Origin of the sequence: Chitinophaga pendula, from assembly GCF_020386615.1 — a bacterium.
GTDB classification, from domain to species: Bacteria; Bacteroidota; Bacteroidia; order Chitinophagales; family Chitinophagaceae; genus Chitinophaga; species Chitinophaga pendula.
In genome coordinates this window covers 1635854-1654625 of sequence record NZ_CP077769.1, presented here as the reverse complement: position 1 = coordinate 1654625, position 18772 = coordinate 1635854, and the positions used below count along the sequence as shown (strand labels likewise).

General features: G+C 48.8%; 20 protein-coding genes. 4 read left to right on the top strand and 16 right to left on the bottom strand.

Annotation, left to right across the window (positions count from 1 at the left end; genetic code table 11):
• Nucleotides 1–145: 145 nt before the first annotated feature.
• From ftsY to KTO58_RS06460, 12 genes are all read right to left on the bottom strand, one after another.
• A complete protein-coding gene (ftsY, locus tag KTO58_RS06515; RefSeq protein ID WP_095840149.1) occupies nucleotides 146–1105 on the bottom strand; it encodes a signal recognition particle-docking protein FtsY in 960 nt (319 codons plus the stop codon).
• Between the two features lie 199 nt (nucleotides 1106–1304).
• Nucleotides 1305–1475 carry a DUF4295 family protein gene (locus KTO58_RS06510; RefSeq protein WP_095840150.1) on the bottom strand — a complete coding sequence of 57 codons (171 nt, stop codon included), beginning with the start codon at nucleotides 1473–1475 and terminating at the stop codon, nucleotides 1305–1307.
• Between the two features lie 85 nt (nucleotides 1476–1560).
• Nucleotides 1561–1743 (bottom strand): 50S ribosomal protein L33, encoded by a 183-nt coding sequence (rpmG, locus tag KTO58_RS06505; protein ID WP_095840151.1) that lies wholly within the window; start codon nucleotides 1741–1743, stop codon nucleotides 1561–1563.
• Nucleotides 1744–1770: 27 nt separating this feature from the next.
• A complete protein-coding gene (gene rpmB, locus KTO58_RS06500; RefSeq protein WP_095840152.1) occupies nucleotides 1771–2007 on the bottom strand; it encodes a 50S ribosomal protein L28 in 237 nt (78 codons plus the stop codon).
• Nucleotides 2008–2308: 301 nt separating this feature from the next.
• Nucleotides 2309–2896: a carboxymuconolactone decarboxylase family protein gene (locus KTO58_RS06495; protein ID WP_095840153.1), complete on the bottom strand. Its 588-nt coding sequence runs from the start codon at nucleotides 2894–2896 to the stop codon at nucleotides 2309–2311.
• Nucleotides 2897–3063: 167 nt separating this feature from the next.
• Nucleotides 3064–3618 carry a peroxiredoxin gene (locus KTO58_RS06490; protein WP_095840154.1) on the bottom strand — a complete coding sequence of 185 codons (555 nt, stop codon included), beginning with the start codon at nucleotides 3616–3618 and terminating at the stop codon, nucleotides 3064–3066.
• Between the two features lie 629 nt (nucleotides 3619–4247).
• Nucleotides 4248–4976 (bottom strand): bacillithiol biosynthesis deacetylase BshB1, encoded by a 729-nt coding sequence (bshB1, locus tag KTO58_RS06485; RefSeq protein WP_095840155.1) that lies wholly within the window; start codon nucleotides 4974–4976, stop codon nucleotides 4248–4250.
• An 84-nt stretch (nucleotides 4977–5060) separates the two neighbouring features.
• Nucleotides 5061–5567, bottom strand: a complete 507-nt coding sequence (locus KTO58_RS06480) for a hypothetical protein (RefSeq protein ID WP_157753147.1) — start codon at nucleotides 5565–5567, stop codon at nucleotides 5061–5063.
• A 36-nt stretch (nucleotides 5568–5603) separates the two neighbouring features.
• Nucleotides 5604–6236 carry a DUF4294 domain-containing protein gene (locus KTO58_RS06475; protein ID WP_225860091.1) on the bottom strand — a complete coding sequence of 211 codons (633 nt, stop codon included), beginning with the start codon at nucleotides 6234–6236 and terminating at the stop codon, nucleotides 5604–5606.
• Nucleotides 6237–6327: 91 nt separating this feature from the next.
• Nucleotides 6328–7329, bottom strand: a complete 1002-nt coding sequence (locus tag KTO58_RS06470; protein WP_095840157.1) for an alpha/beta hydrolase — start codon at nucleotides 7327–7329, stop codon at nucleotides 6328–6330.
• A gap of 72 nt (nucleotides 7330–7401) precedes the next feature.
• Nucleotides 7402–7794, bottom strand: a complete 393-nt coding sequence (locus KTO58_RS06465) for a barstar family protein (protein WP_095840158.1) — start codon at nucleotides 7792–7794, stop codon at nucleotides 7402–7404.
• Between the two features lie 176 nt (nucleotides 7795–7970).
• Nucleotides 7971–8180, bottom strand: coding sequence for a SymE family type I addiction module toxin (locus KTO58_RS06460; protein WP_095840159.1), 210 nt, complete (start codon nucleotides 8178–8180; stop codon nucleotides 7971–7973).
• A gap of 229 nt (nucleotides 8181–8409) precedes the next feature.
• Between KTO58_RS06460 and KTO58_RS06455 the strand changes: the two genes are divergently transcribed.
• Nucleotides 8410–8589: a hypothetical protein gene (locus tag KTO58_RS06455; protein WP_225860090.1), complete on the top strand. Its 180-nt coding sequence runs from the start codon at nucleotides 8410–8412 to the stop codon at nucleotides 8587–8589.
• Nucleotides 8590–8651: 62 nt separating this feature from the next.
• Here the strand turns inward: KTO58_RS06455 and ccsA are convergent, their stop codons facing one another.
• Both ccsA and KTO58_RS06445 read right to left on the bottom strand, forming a co-directional pair.
• On the bottom strand, nucleotides 8652–11108 hold the full coding sequence (ccsA, locus tag KTO58_RS06450) for a cytochrome c biogenesis protein CcsA (RefSeq protein WP_095840160.1): 2457 nt from the start codon (nucleotides 11106–11108) through the stop codon (nucleotides 8652–8654).
• A gap of 112 nt (nucleotides 11109–11220) precedes the next feature.
• The gene (locus KTO58_RS06445) at nucleotides 11221–11619 is read right to left on the bottom strand and encodes a cytochrome c maturation protein CcmE domain-containing protein (RefSeq protein WP_095840161.1); all 399 of its coding nucleotides are present in this window, start codon (nucleotides 11617–11619) and stop codon (nucleotides 11221–11223) included.
• A gap of 378 nt (nucleotides 11620–11997) precedes the next feature.
• On the opposite strand from KTO58_RS06445, the gene KTO58_RS06440 reads away from it, so the two are divergent.
• The 3 genes from KTO58_RS06440 to KTO58_RS06430 are packed head-to-tail and all read left to right on the top strand — an operon-like array spanning nucleotide 11998 to nucleotide 14988.
• A complete protein-coding gene (locus tag KTO58_RS06440; protein WP_095840163.1) occupies nucleotides 11998–13050 on the top strand; it encodes an agmatinase family protein in 1053 nt (350 codons plus the stop codon).
• A 4-nt stretch (nucleotides 13051–13054) separates the two neighbouring features.
• Entirely contained in the window at nucleotides 13055–13645 is a 591-nt protein-coding gene (locus KTO58_RS06435; RefSeq protein WP_157753149.1) for a hypothetical protein, read from the top strand.
• Nucleotides 13646–13692: 47 nt separating this feature from the next.
• Entirely contained in the window at nucleotides 13693–14988 is a 1296-nt protein-coding gene (locus tag KTO58_RS06430; protein WP_095840165.1) for a radical SAM family protein, read from the top strand.
• A gap of 74 nt (nucleotides 14989–15062) precedes the next feature.
• Here the strand turns inward: KTO58_RS06430 and KTO58_RS06425 are convergent, their stop codons facing one another.
• A complete protein-coding gene (locus KTO58_RS06425; protein ID WP_095840166.1) occupies nucleotides 15063–16292 on the bottom strand; it encodes a DUF4374 domain-containing protein in 1230 nt (409 codons plus the stop codon).
• 29 nt (nucleotides 16293–16321) lie between these two features.
• Nucleotides 16322–18697: a TonB-dependent receptor domain-containing protein gene (locus tag KTO58_RS06420; RefSeq protein ID WP_095840167.1), complete on the bottom strand. Its 2376-nt coding sequence runs from the start codon at nucleotides 18695–18697 to the stop codon at nucleotides 16322–16324.
• Nucleotides 18698–18772 lie beyond the last annotated feature (75 nt).

Genomic DNA, 18772 nt, shown 5'->3' with positions numbered 1-18772 from the left:
AAATGATAGGAGGCTGGCCAACTAGTTGTTATAATCTGCTATTTCATTGATCAGCAATGCTATAAGCAGCTACGCCATTTAAAGTGATACTTTAAATGGCGTAGTAGTAATACCTGCAACAATAATTGTAACTATCTATTAATCATTATTTTATAGTAAATAAGGAGTCTACGAACTCTTCTTTATTAAATACCTGTAGATCTTCCATTTTTTCGCCGATACCGATATACTTAACGGGTATTTGGAATTGGTTGGCGATGGCTAGTACGACGCCTCCTTTGGCGGTACCATCGAGTTTGGTAATGGCGAGGGCGGTCACTTCGGTGGCGGCGGTGAACTGGCGGGCTTGTTCGAGAGCATTTTGTCCGGTGGACCCATCGAGTACGAGTAGTACTTCATGGGGGGCATCGGGGATGACCTTTTTCATGACTCTTTTGATCTTACTCAGTTCGTCCATGAGATGGATCTTATTGTGCAGGCGGCCGGCGGTGTCGATGATGATGACGTCGGTATCTCTAGAGGCGCCGCTTTGTACGGTGTCGAAGGCGACGGCACCCGGGTCGGAGCCCATTTGTTGTTTGACGATGGGTACTCCTACTCTATCGCTCCAGATGGTCAGCTGATCTACGGCGGCGGCGCGGAAGGTATCTGCGGCGCCGAGTAATACGGATTTGCCTGCTTTTTTGAAGTTATAGGCCAGTTTGCCGATGGTGGTGGTCTTACCTACGCCATTGACGCCAACGACCATGATGACGTAAGGTTTTTTATCTTGGGGTATATCGAAATCGCGGTATCCGCTATCGGGTGCTTCTACGAGGAGGGCGGCGATCTCTTCCTGGAGTATATTATTGAGTTCGTTAGTACCGAGGTATTTATCTTTAGCGACTCTTTTTTCTATGCGGTCGATGATCTTAACGGTGGTGTCGACGCCTACGTCGGCGGAGACGAGGGCTTCTTCGAGGTTATCGAGCACTTCGGTATCTACGGTAGATTTACCGGCTATTGCCCGGCCGATTTTATCCAGGAAGCTTTCTTTTGTTTTTTGTAGTCCCTGGTCGAGGCTCTCTTTCTTCTCCCGTGAAAATAATTTCTTGAAAAAATTCATGTGTATTGATTTAAATCCATGCGCGCTAGTTCGAGGCCCAGCAAATTGGCTGCAATATACAAATGCTATATGACAAACGGGTATACTGCGGGGTAAAAGGGGATGTATGGAGGCGATGGCGGGTGGCGGGTAGCTGATAATAGCACAAAAAGCTGCCCATAATGGACAGCTTTTTGAAGTATTATTTAGTAAAGCCGAATTACTTCTGGTTAATGTACTCCTGTACTTTATCCTTGTGCACGATCGCTTCTTTGAAGGTGTATGCACCGGTTTTTGGAGAACGAACCGCTTTGATCACTTTAGTCCACACTTTTGCTTCTGCAGCAGCTTTTGCGTCTTTCTTGATCGCGGTTTTTGCTTGTTTTGCCATTTTTGTATTGTTTTAATGGTTTTCTTTACTGGCTTATCACTGTGATTAGCAGTTAGCAGCCTCCTCGGTCAAATCTACAAGGAGATTATTTGATTTCCTTGTGTACGGTCACCTTTCTAAGAATAGGATTGTACTTTTTCAGTTCAATACGCTCGGGCGTATTTTTCTTATTCTTGTTGGTGATATAACGAGAAGTACCTGGCTGACCAGAAGTTTTATGCTCGGTGCACTCCAGTATTACTTGTACTCTGTTACCTTTTTTTGCCATTTGTATACAAATTAGTGAATCCTGAAATTAGATGTCCTGTCCGGCTGCACGCAATTCCTTCACTACTGCATACAGGCCTTTTTTGTTAATGGTTCTGATACCATCTGCAGATATCTTCAGAGATATCCAGCGGTCTTCTTCCGCTAAGAAAAAGCGTTTTTTCTGCAGGTTAGGCAGAAATCTTCTCTTAGTTTTGATGTTGGAGAAGGAAACGTGGTGACCTGTTATCGGCTTCTTTCCTGTCACCTGACATACTCTTGCCATGATCGAAAAAATTTTGGAATGCAAATGTCCCAAATTAATATGGTATTAGCAAATATTGGCAACACTATTTATTAACAATATTTGTAAACGCCCATTATTTGTAGACAGCGCCGTGATAAATTTACTGTTCAGCTATTGCTAACCAGTGGATTGTAAAGTTAGTAATGAACCATTACCAGGGTCCGGCTGAAGTTAGCATCCAAGTCAGCCGGGCTGCAAAATTAAGGTATTGTTCTTTATATTCCAATTATATTTATCATATAATTTATACCTAATCTATCAGCCCTGCTTAACAATATTATTACAGGAGCACTACGAGGCTCTTCAGTACAGCGCCCAGGCGTACTGCATCTGCTACCCGTTGTGGTTCGGTACCATGTTTTATTACGGCTTCCTCATGGGAGGTTACGCAAAGTTCACAGCCATTCAGGGCGGATATCACCAGGCTTAACAATTCAAAAAATTCTTTTCCGAGTACGGGATTGGCCATGATGCTCATCCGGATACCGGCGGGGGCTGCGTTATAGAATTCTTTATTTACGAAGTGTTTGAAACGATAGTAAACGTTGTTGGCGTTCATTAGGGAAGTACAGCTGAGTACTTCGGCGATCTCTTTCTCGTTTGCTCCTTCCTGCTGGGCGAGTTTGCTGAAGGCATCCTGGAGGGCGGGCTGTTGCTCGTTGATTGCAATGGCCAGGCCGATGAGATAGGCTTCTTTCTTACTAAGGGTTTGTGCACCCAGGGCATTGCTTACGTTGATCTTCAGATCTTTCAGATAACGGGCATCGGTGGTAGCGAGTGATTGCAGGCGCACGGAAAGATCAGCTGCTGCTAATCCTACTGATTCTAACAGTTGAACGGCCGTATCCTGGTTTGATGTTGCGAACATATCTTATATCTATTTAGACGGTATTCCAGACCAAAGACACCCTTGGCGCTGCCTGTGCAGCACCCTTTACAGGAGATATTGAGCTGGGAACCGGAGTTAGTAAACGGAGGGAAGGTCATTGATCGTCCATGGGCGGCTGCCCATGGACGAGGATGTATATCGTGATATTAAGCGTTGAGGGTAGCTTCGCCTTTCTGCCAGTTGCAAGGGCACAGCTCGTCCGTCTGCAGTGCATCCAGTACACGCAGTACTTCTTTCACGCTACGGCCTACAGACAGGTCGTAGAGAGATACCCAACGGATGATACCCTGAGGATCTATGATGTAGGTAGCACGGTAAGCTACTTTCTCGTTAGCTTCCAGGATACCCAGTTCTTCTGCCAGGGATTTGGAAGTGTCAGCCAGCATAGGGAACTGAAGGCCACGCAGGTCTTCATGATCTCTTCTCCAGGCAGCGTGAACGAATTCGCTATCGGTAGAAGCACCGATCAGGATCGCATCGCGATCAGAGAAATCCTGGAAGTGCTTGTTAAATTCTGCAATTTCGGTAGGGCATACAAAGGTGAAATCCTTAGGCCACCAGAACATTACTGTCCATTTGCCGGAGTTTTTCAGTTCTTCGGAAGACAGTTCGTAGAACTCTTTACCCTTCTCGATAGATACTACAGCCGTTTTTTTGAACTCTGGAAAAGTTGAACCTACGGATAAGATTACATTTTTCATGTTGCTATTTCAATTTATAGATTTCGTAATGACCAGATCCTTGCGGACCATTATTGTTATAAAACCGATGCAAAGGTCACTTTACAAAGAGGATTAAGCAAATAGATTTTAAAAATGTGGTATTGAGATTTTCTATATGCCGCTAACGGAAGGGGCTGCACGGGGAGACAAAGGCAGCTGTTGCTGGGGTTGCCGCCATGCCATGTTACTATTGTCTAATATGTTAAAAACAATTAACGGTTTTTTGCTACTATACGTAACTTTTTGGCACGTTATTTAGTTATATTTAGAAAGCAAAAATGGACAGGTATGAAACTTAAAAATGTACTCTTAGTAATCGTTACAGTTAGCGTTGCGCTCATCCCCCTGGTTAAAAACCTCCTTAACAAGAGAGACGAATTTGATGCCACAGAGGATCTGTTCATTTAAGATGATCAGTGCGTACGCCATGAACCTAATTTCAGCAACTACCCGCTTCCGGTGAAGGGGGATTGTTTGTGCCCGGCTCTGTACTTGTAACCTTCGGCTCTACGTGCCAGATAGACAACACATCCGCACCTAACTTCCAATTACAAATAGATAAGATACCGGGGAGATGTCATCACCTCCCGCGGCGAAGCCATTTTTGGTCAGGTCACTTCGTTGATCAGGTCTGCAAAATTCCTTATGCCCAGCATTTTGGCGCTGGTATATCCTTCTGCATAGGCGATCCCTACTAATTTTCCCAACATTTTAGCTCTATAGATCACGCTCTCGAAGAATTCAGGAGAGGAGATGTATGTCTGTGGTTCATTGTCTTGTGCAGCGAGGAACTGGGTGGTGTATGCCCGGATAGCTTCTAGCTTTCGATCCATCACCGGGGAGATATCGACTACGAAATCGGGTTGATGGTAGCGATCCTGCAGGAAGTGAAACACCTGTTTAGGGCGCCAGGCTGCCTGTACCTGACCATCGGCGGAGGTCTCGATCTTACGCAAACCTGACAGGAAGCAGCTATCTGCTACCAGTTTGGCAGCACGGCCATGGTCAGGATGTCGGTCATCGATCGCATTGGTGAGTACGATATCTGGCTGGTATTTGCGGATGGCCTGGATAATGGCCAGTTGTTCCATGCGGTCATTTTTGAAGAAGCCATCTGCCAGTCCCAGGTTTTCCCTGATCTCCAGGCCCATAATGGCGGCAGCGGCTTGTGCTTCTACGGCCCTTGTTTCAGGGGTGCCTCTGGTACCGAGTTCTCCCCTGGTGAGGTCAACCACGCCAGTCTTTAATCCCTGAGCGGCATGTACCATCAAGGTACCCGCACAGCATAGCTCTACATCATCCGGATGTACGGCTATTGCCAATATGTCTAATTTCATTGTGGTGGTATATTAATTATAATGGTTGGCAAAGATGGCGAAATTTCTCCATTTTGCTATGCGGCGGTGGTGCAGTCGGGGAGACTACTCTTTGTAGTGGACGAGCAGTCCCAGGCGTTTACCTTTTATCTTGTATGTTTTGAGTAATTCTTTGGGGGTGAGTATAGTTACAGAAGTGATATTCCGATCATTGACAGGCGCCAGGATGGACTCTTGCTGGCCGGTAACCAGGGAATCATTGACGATGTATTGTACGTCGATATCGCTGTTCTTTTCTTTCAGCAGATGGGCGTATTCTTTAGCGCGGTTGCTGAACAGGCGCTGGTAGCGCTGGCGGGCAAAGTCTTTTGTCTCTATATATATCACTCCATTTTCTGCCTGGCTACCATATTTCTCTACGGCTTTGCTTCCTTTGGCGACGGTGAGCATGGCGATCTGGTCGGGGCGGATCGTTTTCATCACATCGGGTTGGGCGACTACGCTGTCGACAACGTATACAGGTACGCTATCTTCCTCTTCTTGTGTTTCCACCTGTGCCCAGGCCAGTTGCTGCATGCATAAAAAGGCTATTAACCATATGATCTTTCTCATATAGTAAAGGTACTGATAAAATAAGGAGTAGTTGATTTAGTTGGATGATGCGCGATAATAGCGGTACATTTCGATTTCCTGTACGATGGCTTCTATATCCTGGTCATCTTTGAGGTCGTATTCGCTTTTGAGGTTACCGCCGAAGAAGAAGGCTACGGTTTGCCAGAGGCGGGCATTGAAGCCACCTTTGAGTTCTTTGATGATCTCATAGCAGTTTTCGCCGGTTTCCCGATGGATCAGTTTCATGAGTATCCGGCCCTGGTACATGGAAAGGTTTTCGAGTTTATCGCCAAACTGGGCTTTGAGTTCTTTTTCTTTGGAGGCGAGGTATGCTTTTCGTTGTTTCTTTTCTGTGATGGTAGCCAGCTGCTTACTTACATCCTTCAGGATATAGGCCGCAGATTTGGCGTAGGGGTAGGTTACGTATACGGCATTACGTAAGCGGGTCCAGCGTTCTCTTTCTTTGCGCAGGTGACGCGGGAGTTTTTCTGTTATTTCAAACAAATGGAGGGTAATGGACGGGATGGTATCCGTACCAACTACCACTGCGGGTACTGCCATCCCTTCTCTTTGCGGAGAAGTTTGCTCCTGCGCCCGGAGGTTGTTGTGGCACAGGCAGATGCAGATCACTGCGATTATGAAGGGAAGCCCTTTCCTGAAGCGGTTCATTGGCAATTAAGCGGATATTAGTTAACTAAAGTTACAGAAGGATTTCGAGATTTTGCGTTGTCCATTTTATATACGGTAAAATGGGGGTTAATTATTGTGCGACGGGTTTCAATTTCAATATTTTAATAGCGAAATTATCCATCATTTGTTCCACCTGTGGTACTGCTTTGGAGGTGATACTGCTACCGATCACATGTGCGCCGGCGCCGGGGATATCGATCAGCTGTTTCAGGCTATCGGGAGTACCCAGTTCACCGTGCATGCGTTTGATGGCAGACACGCGTACGGTAGGGTCCTGGTGGGCCTCATCCTTATAATAATAAAGGTCCAGTACCGGTTGTTTCACTTTGGCGAAGGTGGCCGGAGTCATGGTTGTTTCGAGCAGTTCCTGTATCTGGGTCACGGCTTCCAGGCGATATTTGGAGTACCAGTACTGATCTTCCAGGGTGCTTTTGCCGGGAGACTGGTTATAGTTCCCCTTTTTGACAAAGCGGGCTAGTTGCAGCCCCCAGTGGTTATTGGCCAAGAAAGCCAAGTCGTTATTGATGGCGATATTGGGTGACAGGTTGATCACGGCATACACGTCTTTGGGGAAGGTTGCTGCCAGTTTCAGGGCCAGGGTGCTACCGGTAGAAGTGCCGACCAGGATTACTTTGTGGCCCAGCTGTTTGCCGATTGCCAGGGCTTCCCGGGCATCTCTCCACAGTCCGGTGGCTGTCATGTTGAGCAGCGGTTCGGTGGTGTCGATGCCATGCCCATCCAGCCGGGATAGGAACAGGTTACAGCCGAACTTACGGGCAAAATCCCGGTGTACGGGGTCGCCTTCTCCCCTGCTGGCGCTAAAGCCATGCAGATATACGACACTGAAAGGTGTTTTATCGTGTAGGGAATCGTACCAGATGACCTGCGCTTCGTTATCCGGCTTGAGTTGATGCTGCTGTTCCCGGGTCCGGATATAGCGTTCAAGATCAGCCGCCTTTTCGGGTACGGCGGGTAATTGGGTTTCGTATACCGGTGTGGCGGGGGCCGGTCCTAGTAAATAAACGGCCACTAATGCCAACAGGGCAAAGAGGGATACCAGCAGCCATTTCATGGGAAATGATTTAGTGATACAAAGGTACGACCGAACGCGGGAATAAGGATTAAATAATAATTAATAAAGCGGCTACCGGGATACCAGCGTAATATTCGGGTGATCTGCAATGATCTCCAGCAGTATATCGAAATATGTCTGGCCGACACCGCTATTCAGTTCTTCGAGCTTTTGAGCGAAATGTTCCTGGTTAAAGGGTGCCCCTGGCTGTAATTTGTCTTCGTAATATTTTCTCGTGGCGTCAACACCTAACGCCTCCCGGCTATTTGCCATATCTTTCCATATCAACGTAACCCGTGTCGTCCCTTTAAATGCACCAAATCCACCGTATAGTAGATCATTGAAAGCATCCAGGCTGTTTCCCAATTGCCAGTCTTCACCGGCCATGCATACACGGTTTATTTCTGCATAGAAGTCCGGGATGCTATTGATACTGCTGCCTTCAATGATGAATTGTTGTTCCATGTTACTGATTGTTTAATTCTTCCCGACGGGCGATATGGCGTTTGAGGGCATATACGAGATGAATCATACCCCATAATATCAATAACCATAATGGGCCATTACAAAGCAATTAATAATATCCGGAATTTCATCCGATACGCTGAATACTGGGCGACCTCACTAGCTGCTCTTTCTCTTCAGGCGCTTATGTTTCCTGCTTTCTTCCTCCTGATACTCAATCCCCGCTTTCCGATCTTCACTTCTATCTGATCGCCTGCTTTGAATCCTGCTGCTGCCAGCCAGCGACCACTCATATTCAAACACGGGATCTCATCCAGTTTATGCGGTTCTTTTCGATTGGGAATATATTTTGCCTGCAACTTCAGGAAGCGGATTGTTTTGGCCATAGTGTACAGAATATGTGGGTAGTTAACAAGGCTACAATATACAACAACTCCCCGAAATTACGCTTTCCGCCGCCCTCTATTTCTTACCTCTCTGCTATAGGATATCTCATAAAACTTTTTTATCTTAATACCAGGAAACCTTGTTAATCCAACTATATCGGTACCAGCTTAAACCTACTTCAACTAACCCAAATACTCCACTCATTTTTTCACCTCAAAATTTCACGTCTTGAAAAATCTGACATCCTTCGGCAACCAGCTTAATAGAGCTGAAATGAAGAAAGTAAATGGTGGCGGCGCCGGCAAAACGATGGCGGCATGTCCTTCCAGATGTTTACCATTGACACCCTGGCCCTGTGGTTTCACCTGCAGATGCCTCGGCCTTACCTGCTCCCTGTTACCCAGTTGAGCAAACAAAAAGCCCCGCTACTGCGTGTAGCGGGGCCTCCAATAACGATATACAGTGATTAATTATCTGCGGGCACGTTGGACGATGCTCATCACAAACCCGGCGATCATAATGATGATACCTATCCAAAGTACGTTGATGAAGGGGAAGATGAACGCCTTCAGTACGATGTAGTCTTTGAAGGTACCGGATTCTTTTACCAGCAGTTCTATCTTTTTCTCTTCGGGCAATACTTTGTTGAACTGTACATACAGGGACAGTGGGCTGAGGGTATCCGGTACATTACCGGGATAGCTGCTGTCGCGCATGTAATAGATGGGTTGTAAGGCGTATTCTTCTGCGTTTTTGGTATATACTTTCAGTTTAGCGCCGATGGCCAGGTCTTTCTTTTCCGCCTGGTAGTTGGGGCTGCTGGGGTTAGCCTGCAGGGATTCCAGTACCATAAAGCCGCTGGAGAAGAAGATGGAGTCGCCGGGCTGTACTACGTGTTTGCTGTATTTGGCGGTGTCAGCCAGTTCCTCTTCTTTGATAGGTACGGCGGTGACGTAGGTGAAGATGTCTTTGGTCAGGTAGTGGCGGGAGGCCGGGTTAGGCGTCAGACCGGACTGGCCTTTGGTGTTGACGAAAGCATCCGGGTAGAGGTTGAAACGTTCTTTCACCTCACCGGTACCTTTTTCCTTCTTCTCGTAACGTACGACGAAGTAGGTCTTCGGGTCGCCGGCAGCGGTAGAATCGCCGGCATAGGTCACGTGATAGTCGCCCATCTGCACCGGAAAATTCTTGGGCAGCATGAGGTTTTCCCGCGGATTCTCTTTGCTCTCGGAGCCGAAGAAGCCGCCGCCCAACATCTGCATTTTATCGATGGAGATCACTTCTTTTTTGGAAGAGGAGATCAGGATACCGAGTAATACCAATCCGAAGCCGATATGCGCGATGGAGGCGCCGGCATTTTTGAGTTTCCCTTTCAGGCCGGTGAAGATATAGGTGGTATTGGCTACTACGGCATATACGCTGGCAAACAGCATCACGTAGATGGCGGCCAGGTAGCCGGCGCCTTGTACGTTGTAGTTGATGTTGCCGGCCAGGATGATCACTACGGTCGCTGCCAGGGCGATCAGCGTAGGCCACAGCAGCTTTTTGAATACCAGTTTGCCGGGGGTGTCCTTGTATTTAAGGAACTGTACTACGGCGGTCAGTATACCCAATACGATGGCGATCCAGATCTGTATCTTGTTGTAATGGAATACGGGGTCCAGCGGTGGCGCCATCTCCAGTTTGAACAGCTTGTTCCACACCGGGATGGAAGTGGTGAAGGTCATCTGGATGGCAGATATCAGCAGCACCAGGGCGCCTATGAACAGCCAGAACTCGCGGGAGTTAGTGCTTTCTTCTTTTTTAACAGCCGGGATCTCTTTCAGGCGGATGATGAACAGTATGAATGCCGGCAGTACAAATACCAGCATGTATACCAGCAGCTGTCCGCTCATACCGAGGTCGGTGAATGAGTGTACGGAGGTCTCTCCCAGGATACCGCTACGCGTCAGGAAGGTAGAGTACAGGATGAGGGTAAAGGAGATCAGGAAGAAGAAGATGGTGGACTTCAGGGCATGGCCGCTGCTACGGTAAGCCAGCAAGGTGTGTATACCGGCTATCAGCGTCAGCCAGGGCACGAGGGAGGCATTTTCTACCGGGTCCCAGGCCCAGTAACCGCCGAAGGTGAGCGACTCGTAAGCCCAGGCAGCACCCATCATGATACCGGTACCCAGTATCATAGCGGAGAACAGTGCCCAGGGTAGTGCGGGCTTGGTCCATTCTTTATAGTTGCGGGTCCACATACCGGCGATCGCATAGGCAAAAGGTACGATCACGGACGCGAAACCTAAGAACAATACCGGCGGGTGTATCACCATCCAGTAGTTCTGCAGCAACGGGTTGAGGCCGTTACCGTCTTTGATGAATTCGAGATAGTTAGCTTGTTTGAATATCGGCGCAGCCTGGTTCTCTTCTACCAGTCGCAGCAGCAGGAACGGGCTGCTACCCAGGCGATAGCTGAAGAAGTACATCCCTACCAGCATAGTCGCCAGGCATACCTGTGCGATGGAGATCAGCGCCATTACCGGCGCTTCCCATTGTTTGGCGCGGAAGATGAGGATCATACCCAGCACACTGTGCCATACGCTCCAGAGGAGGAAACTACCCTCCTGTCCTTCCCAGAAACAGCTCAGCAGGTATTCTACCGGCAGCGCCTTGGAAGAGTGCTGCCAGGCATATTTGTATTCAAAAAGGTGATTGGAGATGATATAATACAGGATGGCAAATACGGCGAAGACAGCAACGGTCTGGATACCAAAAGCCCAGCGGGCCAGTTTTTTCCAGGAATTTTGTTTCAGTGTATCCTTTTGTTGTACGGCAGAGAAGTAGGCTACAGCGGACACCAGCGATGCTACAAATGCCAGCAGGGTGAAAAAATGTCCTAATTGCCCGGGGAGTAAGTGTTCCCCTGTAAATGTTGTTTCCAAAATATACTACGGTAAAATGCGTGAATAAATGTGACGGTCACAGGCAGGAATAGCGAAATACGTCTGTTCCTGGTATAGGACCTGCTTGCCGGGATAAACGGCCTACCCGTTATTATGCCCGTTGTTTACTCACGGCCACCTGATCATCCTTGTATTTGGAAGGGCATTTCATGAGTATTTTATCACAGTGGAACTCGCCGTCTTTCATTTTGCCGGTGAGCACTACCTGCTCTGATTTTTCAAAATCGGTGGGTTTGGTACCCCGGAATATTACTTTACGGGTCTCCCCGGTCTTATCTACCACATAGAAAGCAAAATAGTTGGCATCTTTCATCGGATCATAGGTCATCGCCTGTTTAATGTCCAGCTTACCGATGATGTGATATTCCTTACCTTCTTTCTGTCTGGCAGTAGCAAATGTCTCGTAAGTGCTAAAGTCACCTACCATGGTCACTATCACCCCGATTGCCACGGCGATCACCACTAATAAAACAATACTTGTTTTCTTCATATTAGATAATATCTATAATTCCAGGTCTGCTGGGCGAAAATGTTGTGGCCAGTCTGTCGTACGCTATCTGCTTACTTCCTTACCCCCTTGTTAACAGCCTTACCGTTCCTTATCATCTGGTAACACCGAGCTTCCGGCCTTTTCTTGATTTTCCACCGGCAAAATTAACGTAAAATGAGGTTTCTATGACGCTTTTTTTATGGAATAGGTGAATAGTGAAATAACTGTCCTGAATAATATCATCATATACCGGCGGGTATCTGTAAGCTCCCCCGCGACCATTGGCCACCGCTACCAGCGCGGTATTGCATTCCATTATCCGTAAAGTGTAACTTATTCCTATCTTTGCGGCGAAAAATAGAAACGTACAGTATAATCATGGCTGATTTATCTCAATTTGATCCCAATTCGGTAGGACTGCTATCGAATAACGTATTTGGTCTCCCCTTCTCCGAGGAGGAAGCGAAGCTGGTATTGTTACCCGTACCCTGGGAAGTGACCGTTTCCTATAGCAATGGTACCGCCCGCGGTCCCGAGCATATGTTCAAAGCGTCCTTCCAGGTAGACCTTTACGACGCCGATGTAAAAGATGGCTGGAAACATGGCTTCTACATGATAGAGCCCGACCGTCACCTGCTCCTGCGCAGCGATTACCTGCGTAAAGAAGCGGAACTCTATATCAAGTTCCTCACCGAAGGGGGCGATATCTCAGAAAATGATTTCCTCAAAAAGACCCTGGTAGACGTTAACACCGGCACCATAGCCATGAACGAATGGGTATACCAGCAAACCAAAGCCCTGCTCGACAAGGGTAAACTGGTAGGCCTCGTAGGCGGCGATCACAGCACCCCCCTGGGTTATTTCAAAGCCATCGGCGAACATAAAGGCGACTTCGGTATCCTCCAGATCGATGCCCACTGCGACCTCCGCAATGGCTACGAAGGATTCCAGTACTCCCACGCCTCCATCATGTACAACGCCCTCAAAGAAGTACCACAACTTACCAAACTGGTACAAGTGGGTATCCGCGACTATTGCGAAGAAGAACTCGATTATATCAACAACAGCCAGGGTAAGGTAGTGACCTTCTTTGATAAAAATATCAAAGAACGCCAGTTTGAAGGAGAAACCTGGAAAGCCATCTGCGACAGCATCATCGAGCAACTGCCCCAACAGGTATATATCAGCTTCGATATCGATGGCCTCGATCCGAAACTGTGCCCGCATACTGGCACCCCGGTAGCCGGCGGCTTCGAGACAGAACAGGTGTACTACCTCTTCAAACGCTTACTGGCCAGCGGCAGAAAACTGATCGGCTTCGACCTCAACGAGGTAAGCCCTTCTCACGACGAATGGGATGCTAACGTAGGCGCCCGCATACTCTTCAAGCTCTGCAACCTGCTGGTAAGCGGTCTTAATGAATCAAAATAGTGTAATGTCCAATTTCCGTTTTCGTATACTCCACCCTGCCGTAGCGTCACGATTGCGTATGCAGCCCGTGATGCACGGCATGGCCGGACTGCTGTTCCTGTTCAATGCCATCGGCATTTACAACAGTATACAGGCCAACTGGTTCATGGCAGGGTTCTTCCTCCTGCTGGGTATCGCCAGCATGGCACTTCCCTTTGCCCTACGCAAACATCGTAACTTTACTGGCATCAATGCCATGGCCAGGATCATACAAGTGTTCGTGTGCCTCAGCGGATGCCTCTACTTCCTGTCGCACCTGTACCCGCTGGCAGCCTTGTTCATGCTGATCGCCGGCATAGGCCTGGGATATGTAGGCTGGGCCGAATACAAAATGTTCCAGCCCGCATTCGTTAAACTGGAAAATACCGGTATCACCGTACCCACCACCTTTTCCACGCACCAGTTCAGCTGGAACCAGCTGAATAACGTAATTTTGAATAACGATCTGCTCACCCTCGACTTCCGGAGCAATAAAATATTACAACTGGAGGTACTGGATAATATCCATCCTGAGCAGGCCGCCGCGATCAACACTTATTGCAAAAGCAGGCTGTAACTGCCTGGAAGCGTATATTACGCCACCAGTATGACTAACTAATCAGCATGAAGGAATCTCCTTATATACTTTATTCAGACGGCAACGGTAACATCTTTGAAGATACCTCTATGCATGTCACTGGCCGCGCCGGCTGGGATGCATGGCCCGTGCCTGTGGAAGAATGGATCGAGCTGCCCGACGGAGGCCAGCTGTATGAACTGCCTGGCCGCCGTGGTATCGGCATCAACGCCAGCACCGGCGATATGGAACTGTGCGAAAAAGGATGGGCCGTAGCTGCCTTCATCCCGCCTGCACATACCGGCCTCTTCCTCGCTGCCTACGAAGCATTACCCGACGCTCCCACCCTCCCACTCTTCTGCTATACCGCAGTAGGCTGGCTCGATGGTAAATTCTACGTTCCTGCCGTTCGTATCGAACAGGATATCCGCCAGGAATGCGCCGGCTTCGACGACAAAACCGTTAAACAGGGCGTACAGCAGCTGACTACCGCATATCCGCATAACCGCCTGGTACAACACCTGGCCAACAACTGCGCACTCACCTATCACTGCCCCGCCGCCCGTAACTACTTCATGGGCAGATGGGAATGCCCCATCCCCTCCTCTCCTGCCTGCAACGCCAACTGCGTAGGCTGCATCTCCTTCCAGCCGGAAGAAGAAAGCATCGTATCTACCCAGGACCGGTTACGCTTCAAACCAACAGCAGCAGAGATCGTAGAATATACCGTACCCCACCTGGAATCAGCCCCCTTCCCCATCGTCAGCTTCGGACAAGGCTGCGAAGGCGAACCGCTGCTCATGTGGGAAACCATCCGCGAATCCATCCTCGAAATAAGAAAACATACCGCCAAAGGAAGCATCAATATCAACACCAATGGCAGTAAACCCGATGCCGTACGTGCCCTCTGCGAAGCAGGCCTCAACAGCATCCGCGTCAGCATGAACTCCGTACAGGAACGCTACTATACGCCGTACTACCGGCCTAATAACTACGTATTCGCCGATATCGTAGAAAGCCTCAAAGTAGTACGCGAATTCGGTGGCTGGACCTCTATCAACTACTTCGTATTCCCGGGCATGACCGACAGCGTAGAAGAATATGAAGCCCTGCGCCAGCTTATCATCGACACCGACCTGTGTATGATACAATGGCGTAACTTCAACATCGATCCCGACTGGTATCTCCGCAAACTGGGCCTCACCGAAACCGGCGAATGCCTCGGCATGTCACAGATGCTGTCCCTCATCCGCGAAGAGTTCCCGCACCTCAAGTTCGGGTACTTCAACCCGCCAATGGAAAGGATCAAAGGCGACTACCTCTCCGACTTCGCCCATCACTAACGCTGTCTCTACTTGTAAATACAAAACGCCCCGGCAACATCAGGTTACCGGGGCGTTACTTTATATATTATCGCTTACTTTCCCAGGTTATAAATACCAGACAACTCCACCCCTTTTACATTAGCTCCTCTCTTACCGGTAGCTGTCTTGGCGTCGATCTCATATACCCGACACTCCTGTGAAGCAGGAGTGGTAATAGACATATACACCTTTCCATTTTCTACCAGCGCCGCCGCACCGAACTGTCCGCCATGTACCGGCACCCCGGCAACATCAGTAACCGTTTTGTTGAACAGGTCGACGACCACCAGCTTACAAGCAGGGATCGTAGGGTCCAGCGCTGCCCAGGCCTCGTTGTCCTTGCCGGGTAATACCATCCTGGCCACTACCAACCCATTACCCACATAAACAGCCGTAAGCAACTTACCGCCGGTGATCGTCTCCACGTCAAAGAAATAACCGGGATCAAAATCCAGCTGTCCACTGCGGATACGGAGGATACCGGACTTTTTGGTCACCTGCGTATACCCGGCCGCGATAGACGAGGGTGAGATGGTATAAATATCGCCATTCTCCGCCTTCAACATACAGGTAGGCGCACCGTAATAACCAATAGGGCCTGTTCTGGTATCTTTCATCGTGGTGATAGAATCCAGCCCAGGGTAACTATATACCGTTACATAAGCAGTATCCGTCAACGCGGTCAGCCAGGATACCCCATGCAAAGGATAGAACGCCACATACAACTTACCATCGTTCACCATCAGGGAACTGGGCCACTTATTCAATGTATCCTTATCGGATATACGATACAACGGCGTTACCTTCCGCTTACGGATACCTACCGAATTAACATCCACCAGCTGTATCTCACAATCGTAGGTACCACCGCCCCATGGCGCGCCCACGCCTACGATCGTCTGGTTGTCGCCCGTACCAAAACAGTCCATCCTGGCAAAGTTAAAAGTACCCTTCTGCTGCAAGGTCTTGCTGGCTGTCAGCTCATAGGCAACAGCCTTGTTCGTCTGTGCGCCATAACCGAAACTCACCACCGTATTACCGATCGCCCAATAGTAAGACCAGCCTTGCTGCTCCTTACCATTACCCTCTGCGGAAATAACAGCCGCCTCCTTGTAAATACTATCCTGTGCCACCAGATAGTCCGCACTTTTATTCATTCCTTTCGTACGCAATGCCACCACATAGTTACCCGATGTCTGGAAAGAAAAATGTTTAGGTTTATAACAGGCCACTGCTGCCAGCACCCCCGTTGTTACCAGGCTATATAAAAAAAATTTACGCATAGTAAATATGTTGGATCGTTGTGAATAGATTAATGGATGAAATATCTCAGCTTCATGTTAAAAGACCTGCCGGGTTTCTGTAGGCGGAAGTTGTCATACACCTTCGCATCACCGAGGTTCAGACATTCCGCCGTAATGTTGTACCGGCCATTCATCATAGCATAGGTCAGACCGGCAAATGCCGTCATCTGGCGGGGGATCACAAACTTATCCCCGGGATCTCCCTGGCTGGGCCAGAAAAGATAAAACTCCTCTACAAATGTGCCGCCGGCAGTGATCGTAAACACATCATCTTTACGGAAAGGCTTTTTCACATTGTAAGCCACATCTACGTTACCGAAATAATAGGGGACGTTCGGTATCCTATCCCAATAAGCGTAGTTACGGATGCCCTTCACCAGCTTCTTCACGTTCAGCGTATTCTGGTAAGTACCGTTCAGCTCAAAGGTGAAGATGTCCTTGTAACCATATTTCACCGTCCACTCTACACCAGTGGTCCGCACACTGTCTACATTCATATAGCGCCCCCGTGGGCCGGTAGCCTCCTGACGGATGAAATCGCCGGACAAACGGTACAACAGGTTCAGCTCTCCCTCCAGGCGATGACTGCGTAATGTCTTCGACACCAGCAGCCCGAAGTTGGCATTATGGCTATGCTCCGGCTTTAAGTTAGGATTGTCTTCTATCAGCAGCCCGTTGCCAAACATCTCCTCTCCTTCCGGTAAGCGCCATGTATTTTCATAGGAAGCCTTCACCTGTACAAAGGGCAGCACAAAGTAAGCAGCCGCCGCGCCATAACCGGGTTTGGTATAGCTGGCAGAGAGCGGCTTGTAATTACCCCATCCTGCCTCCGCATTCACGGCCGACATGCGGAACAGCTTACCAAAAACAGTAGCGATCAGTTTCTTATCTGTCGTCGTATACTGGTACCCCAGGCCGCCTATCTGCTTGGATAAAATGCTGGGATGCTGGAAAGCGATCGGGTATTTACTGATCGGATCTTCTCCCACCCGGCGGAAACGGTTGTAGGTATAGTTCAGGCTAAGCTGATGATGATCGTTCAGCTGATAGTTCAGGTTAGCCATAGCTACAGCATTACGATCGTTAAAGCGGAAAAGCGTCTTGTTGAAGTTGATCTCGCCGGAAGTGCTTCCCACCGTTTTGATCGTATAATTACCCAGCCAGTCATAATGCCGGGAGCTGCTATCCGTGATTCGGGACTTCACAAAACTATAGTTTGCATTCACCACCAGGGAAAGCCCTTTAGTAAACAGATCGCGTTTTTTATACTTTAACGTAGGTATCAGCGATTCACTGCTATTGTAAGCCTGTCCAACCACATCTTCCATGGTCATACCGGTCTGGATGTCTTTTTTATTACCCGCCGCGATCAGCCCGATGAAGAGGCGGTCAGCATAAGGCTTGCCGGTCACACCCAACTCCACCTGCCCCATAGTAGCCTGGTAAGCATCATGGAAACGGCGTATCCGTTGCACTGGTCCAAACTTGCCCGTCTCATCCGGTATCTGCACATCTACCTTAAAGTTGTTGTCGGCATAGTTATGAGCTGCACTCGCGTTGATAGTAAAACCTTTCTCCGTCGTATGCCGTGCACTAAAGGATGCCCGGTGCGTATTAAAGGAACCATAACTATAAGATACATCCAGGAAATGCTGCATGCCCTGGTTGGTGATCACATTCACCGCGCCACCCAGTGCATCTGCTCCCAATGATATCGGCACCACGCCCTTGTACACCTCTATCCTTTCTGCCAGGTTGATGGGAATATTGTTCAGCGAAAGCGCACTGCCAAAGTTGTCGATGGGTACGCCGTCTACAAAGAACTTAATCTGTTTGCCGCTGAAACCATTCAGCGTAAAGCTATAGTTGGAACCCAGACCGCCTTCCTCCCGTATACGGATACCGGTCGTTCTATTCAACACCTGGTTGATATCGCGGGTGGTATTATGCAGCCGTCTGGCATCGATGCTATTGATCGAAAACCCTTGTTCTTTTGCCCGCCGTACTTCTGACTTAGCGGCTACCGATACCTCCTGCAGCTTAGATTCGTCGCGCTCCATCGTCAGGTCGAGGGTAACCGTCTGACCGGCAGTGACCCGTACCTCCTGGTGCAGGCGAATATACCCCACCATGGTACTGGTAAGACGATAGGTCTGTACGGGAAGGCCGGTGAAATGGAAACGGCCGTTTTCATCCGTGCTGGTGGCTTTGTCCAACCGGGCGATGCGCACCGTCACGCCGGCTGCCGGCTGCCCGTCGGCAAAATGAATGGTACCGCTGATATGTCCGTTACGCTCCTGTGCCTGTAACCGGGAAACGGAGAAGGTCAACCCTAAACAAGCGATCAGGTATAGGAAAAGTGTGTATAGGAATTTTATAGGCATCCTGAATTGGTTGATATGAGCCGTAAAGGTCCTCCATCCCGGGTAAAAAGCTGCCGCGTATCAGGAAAACTATTG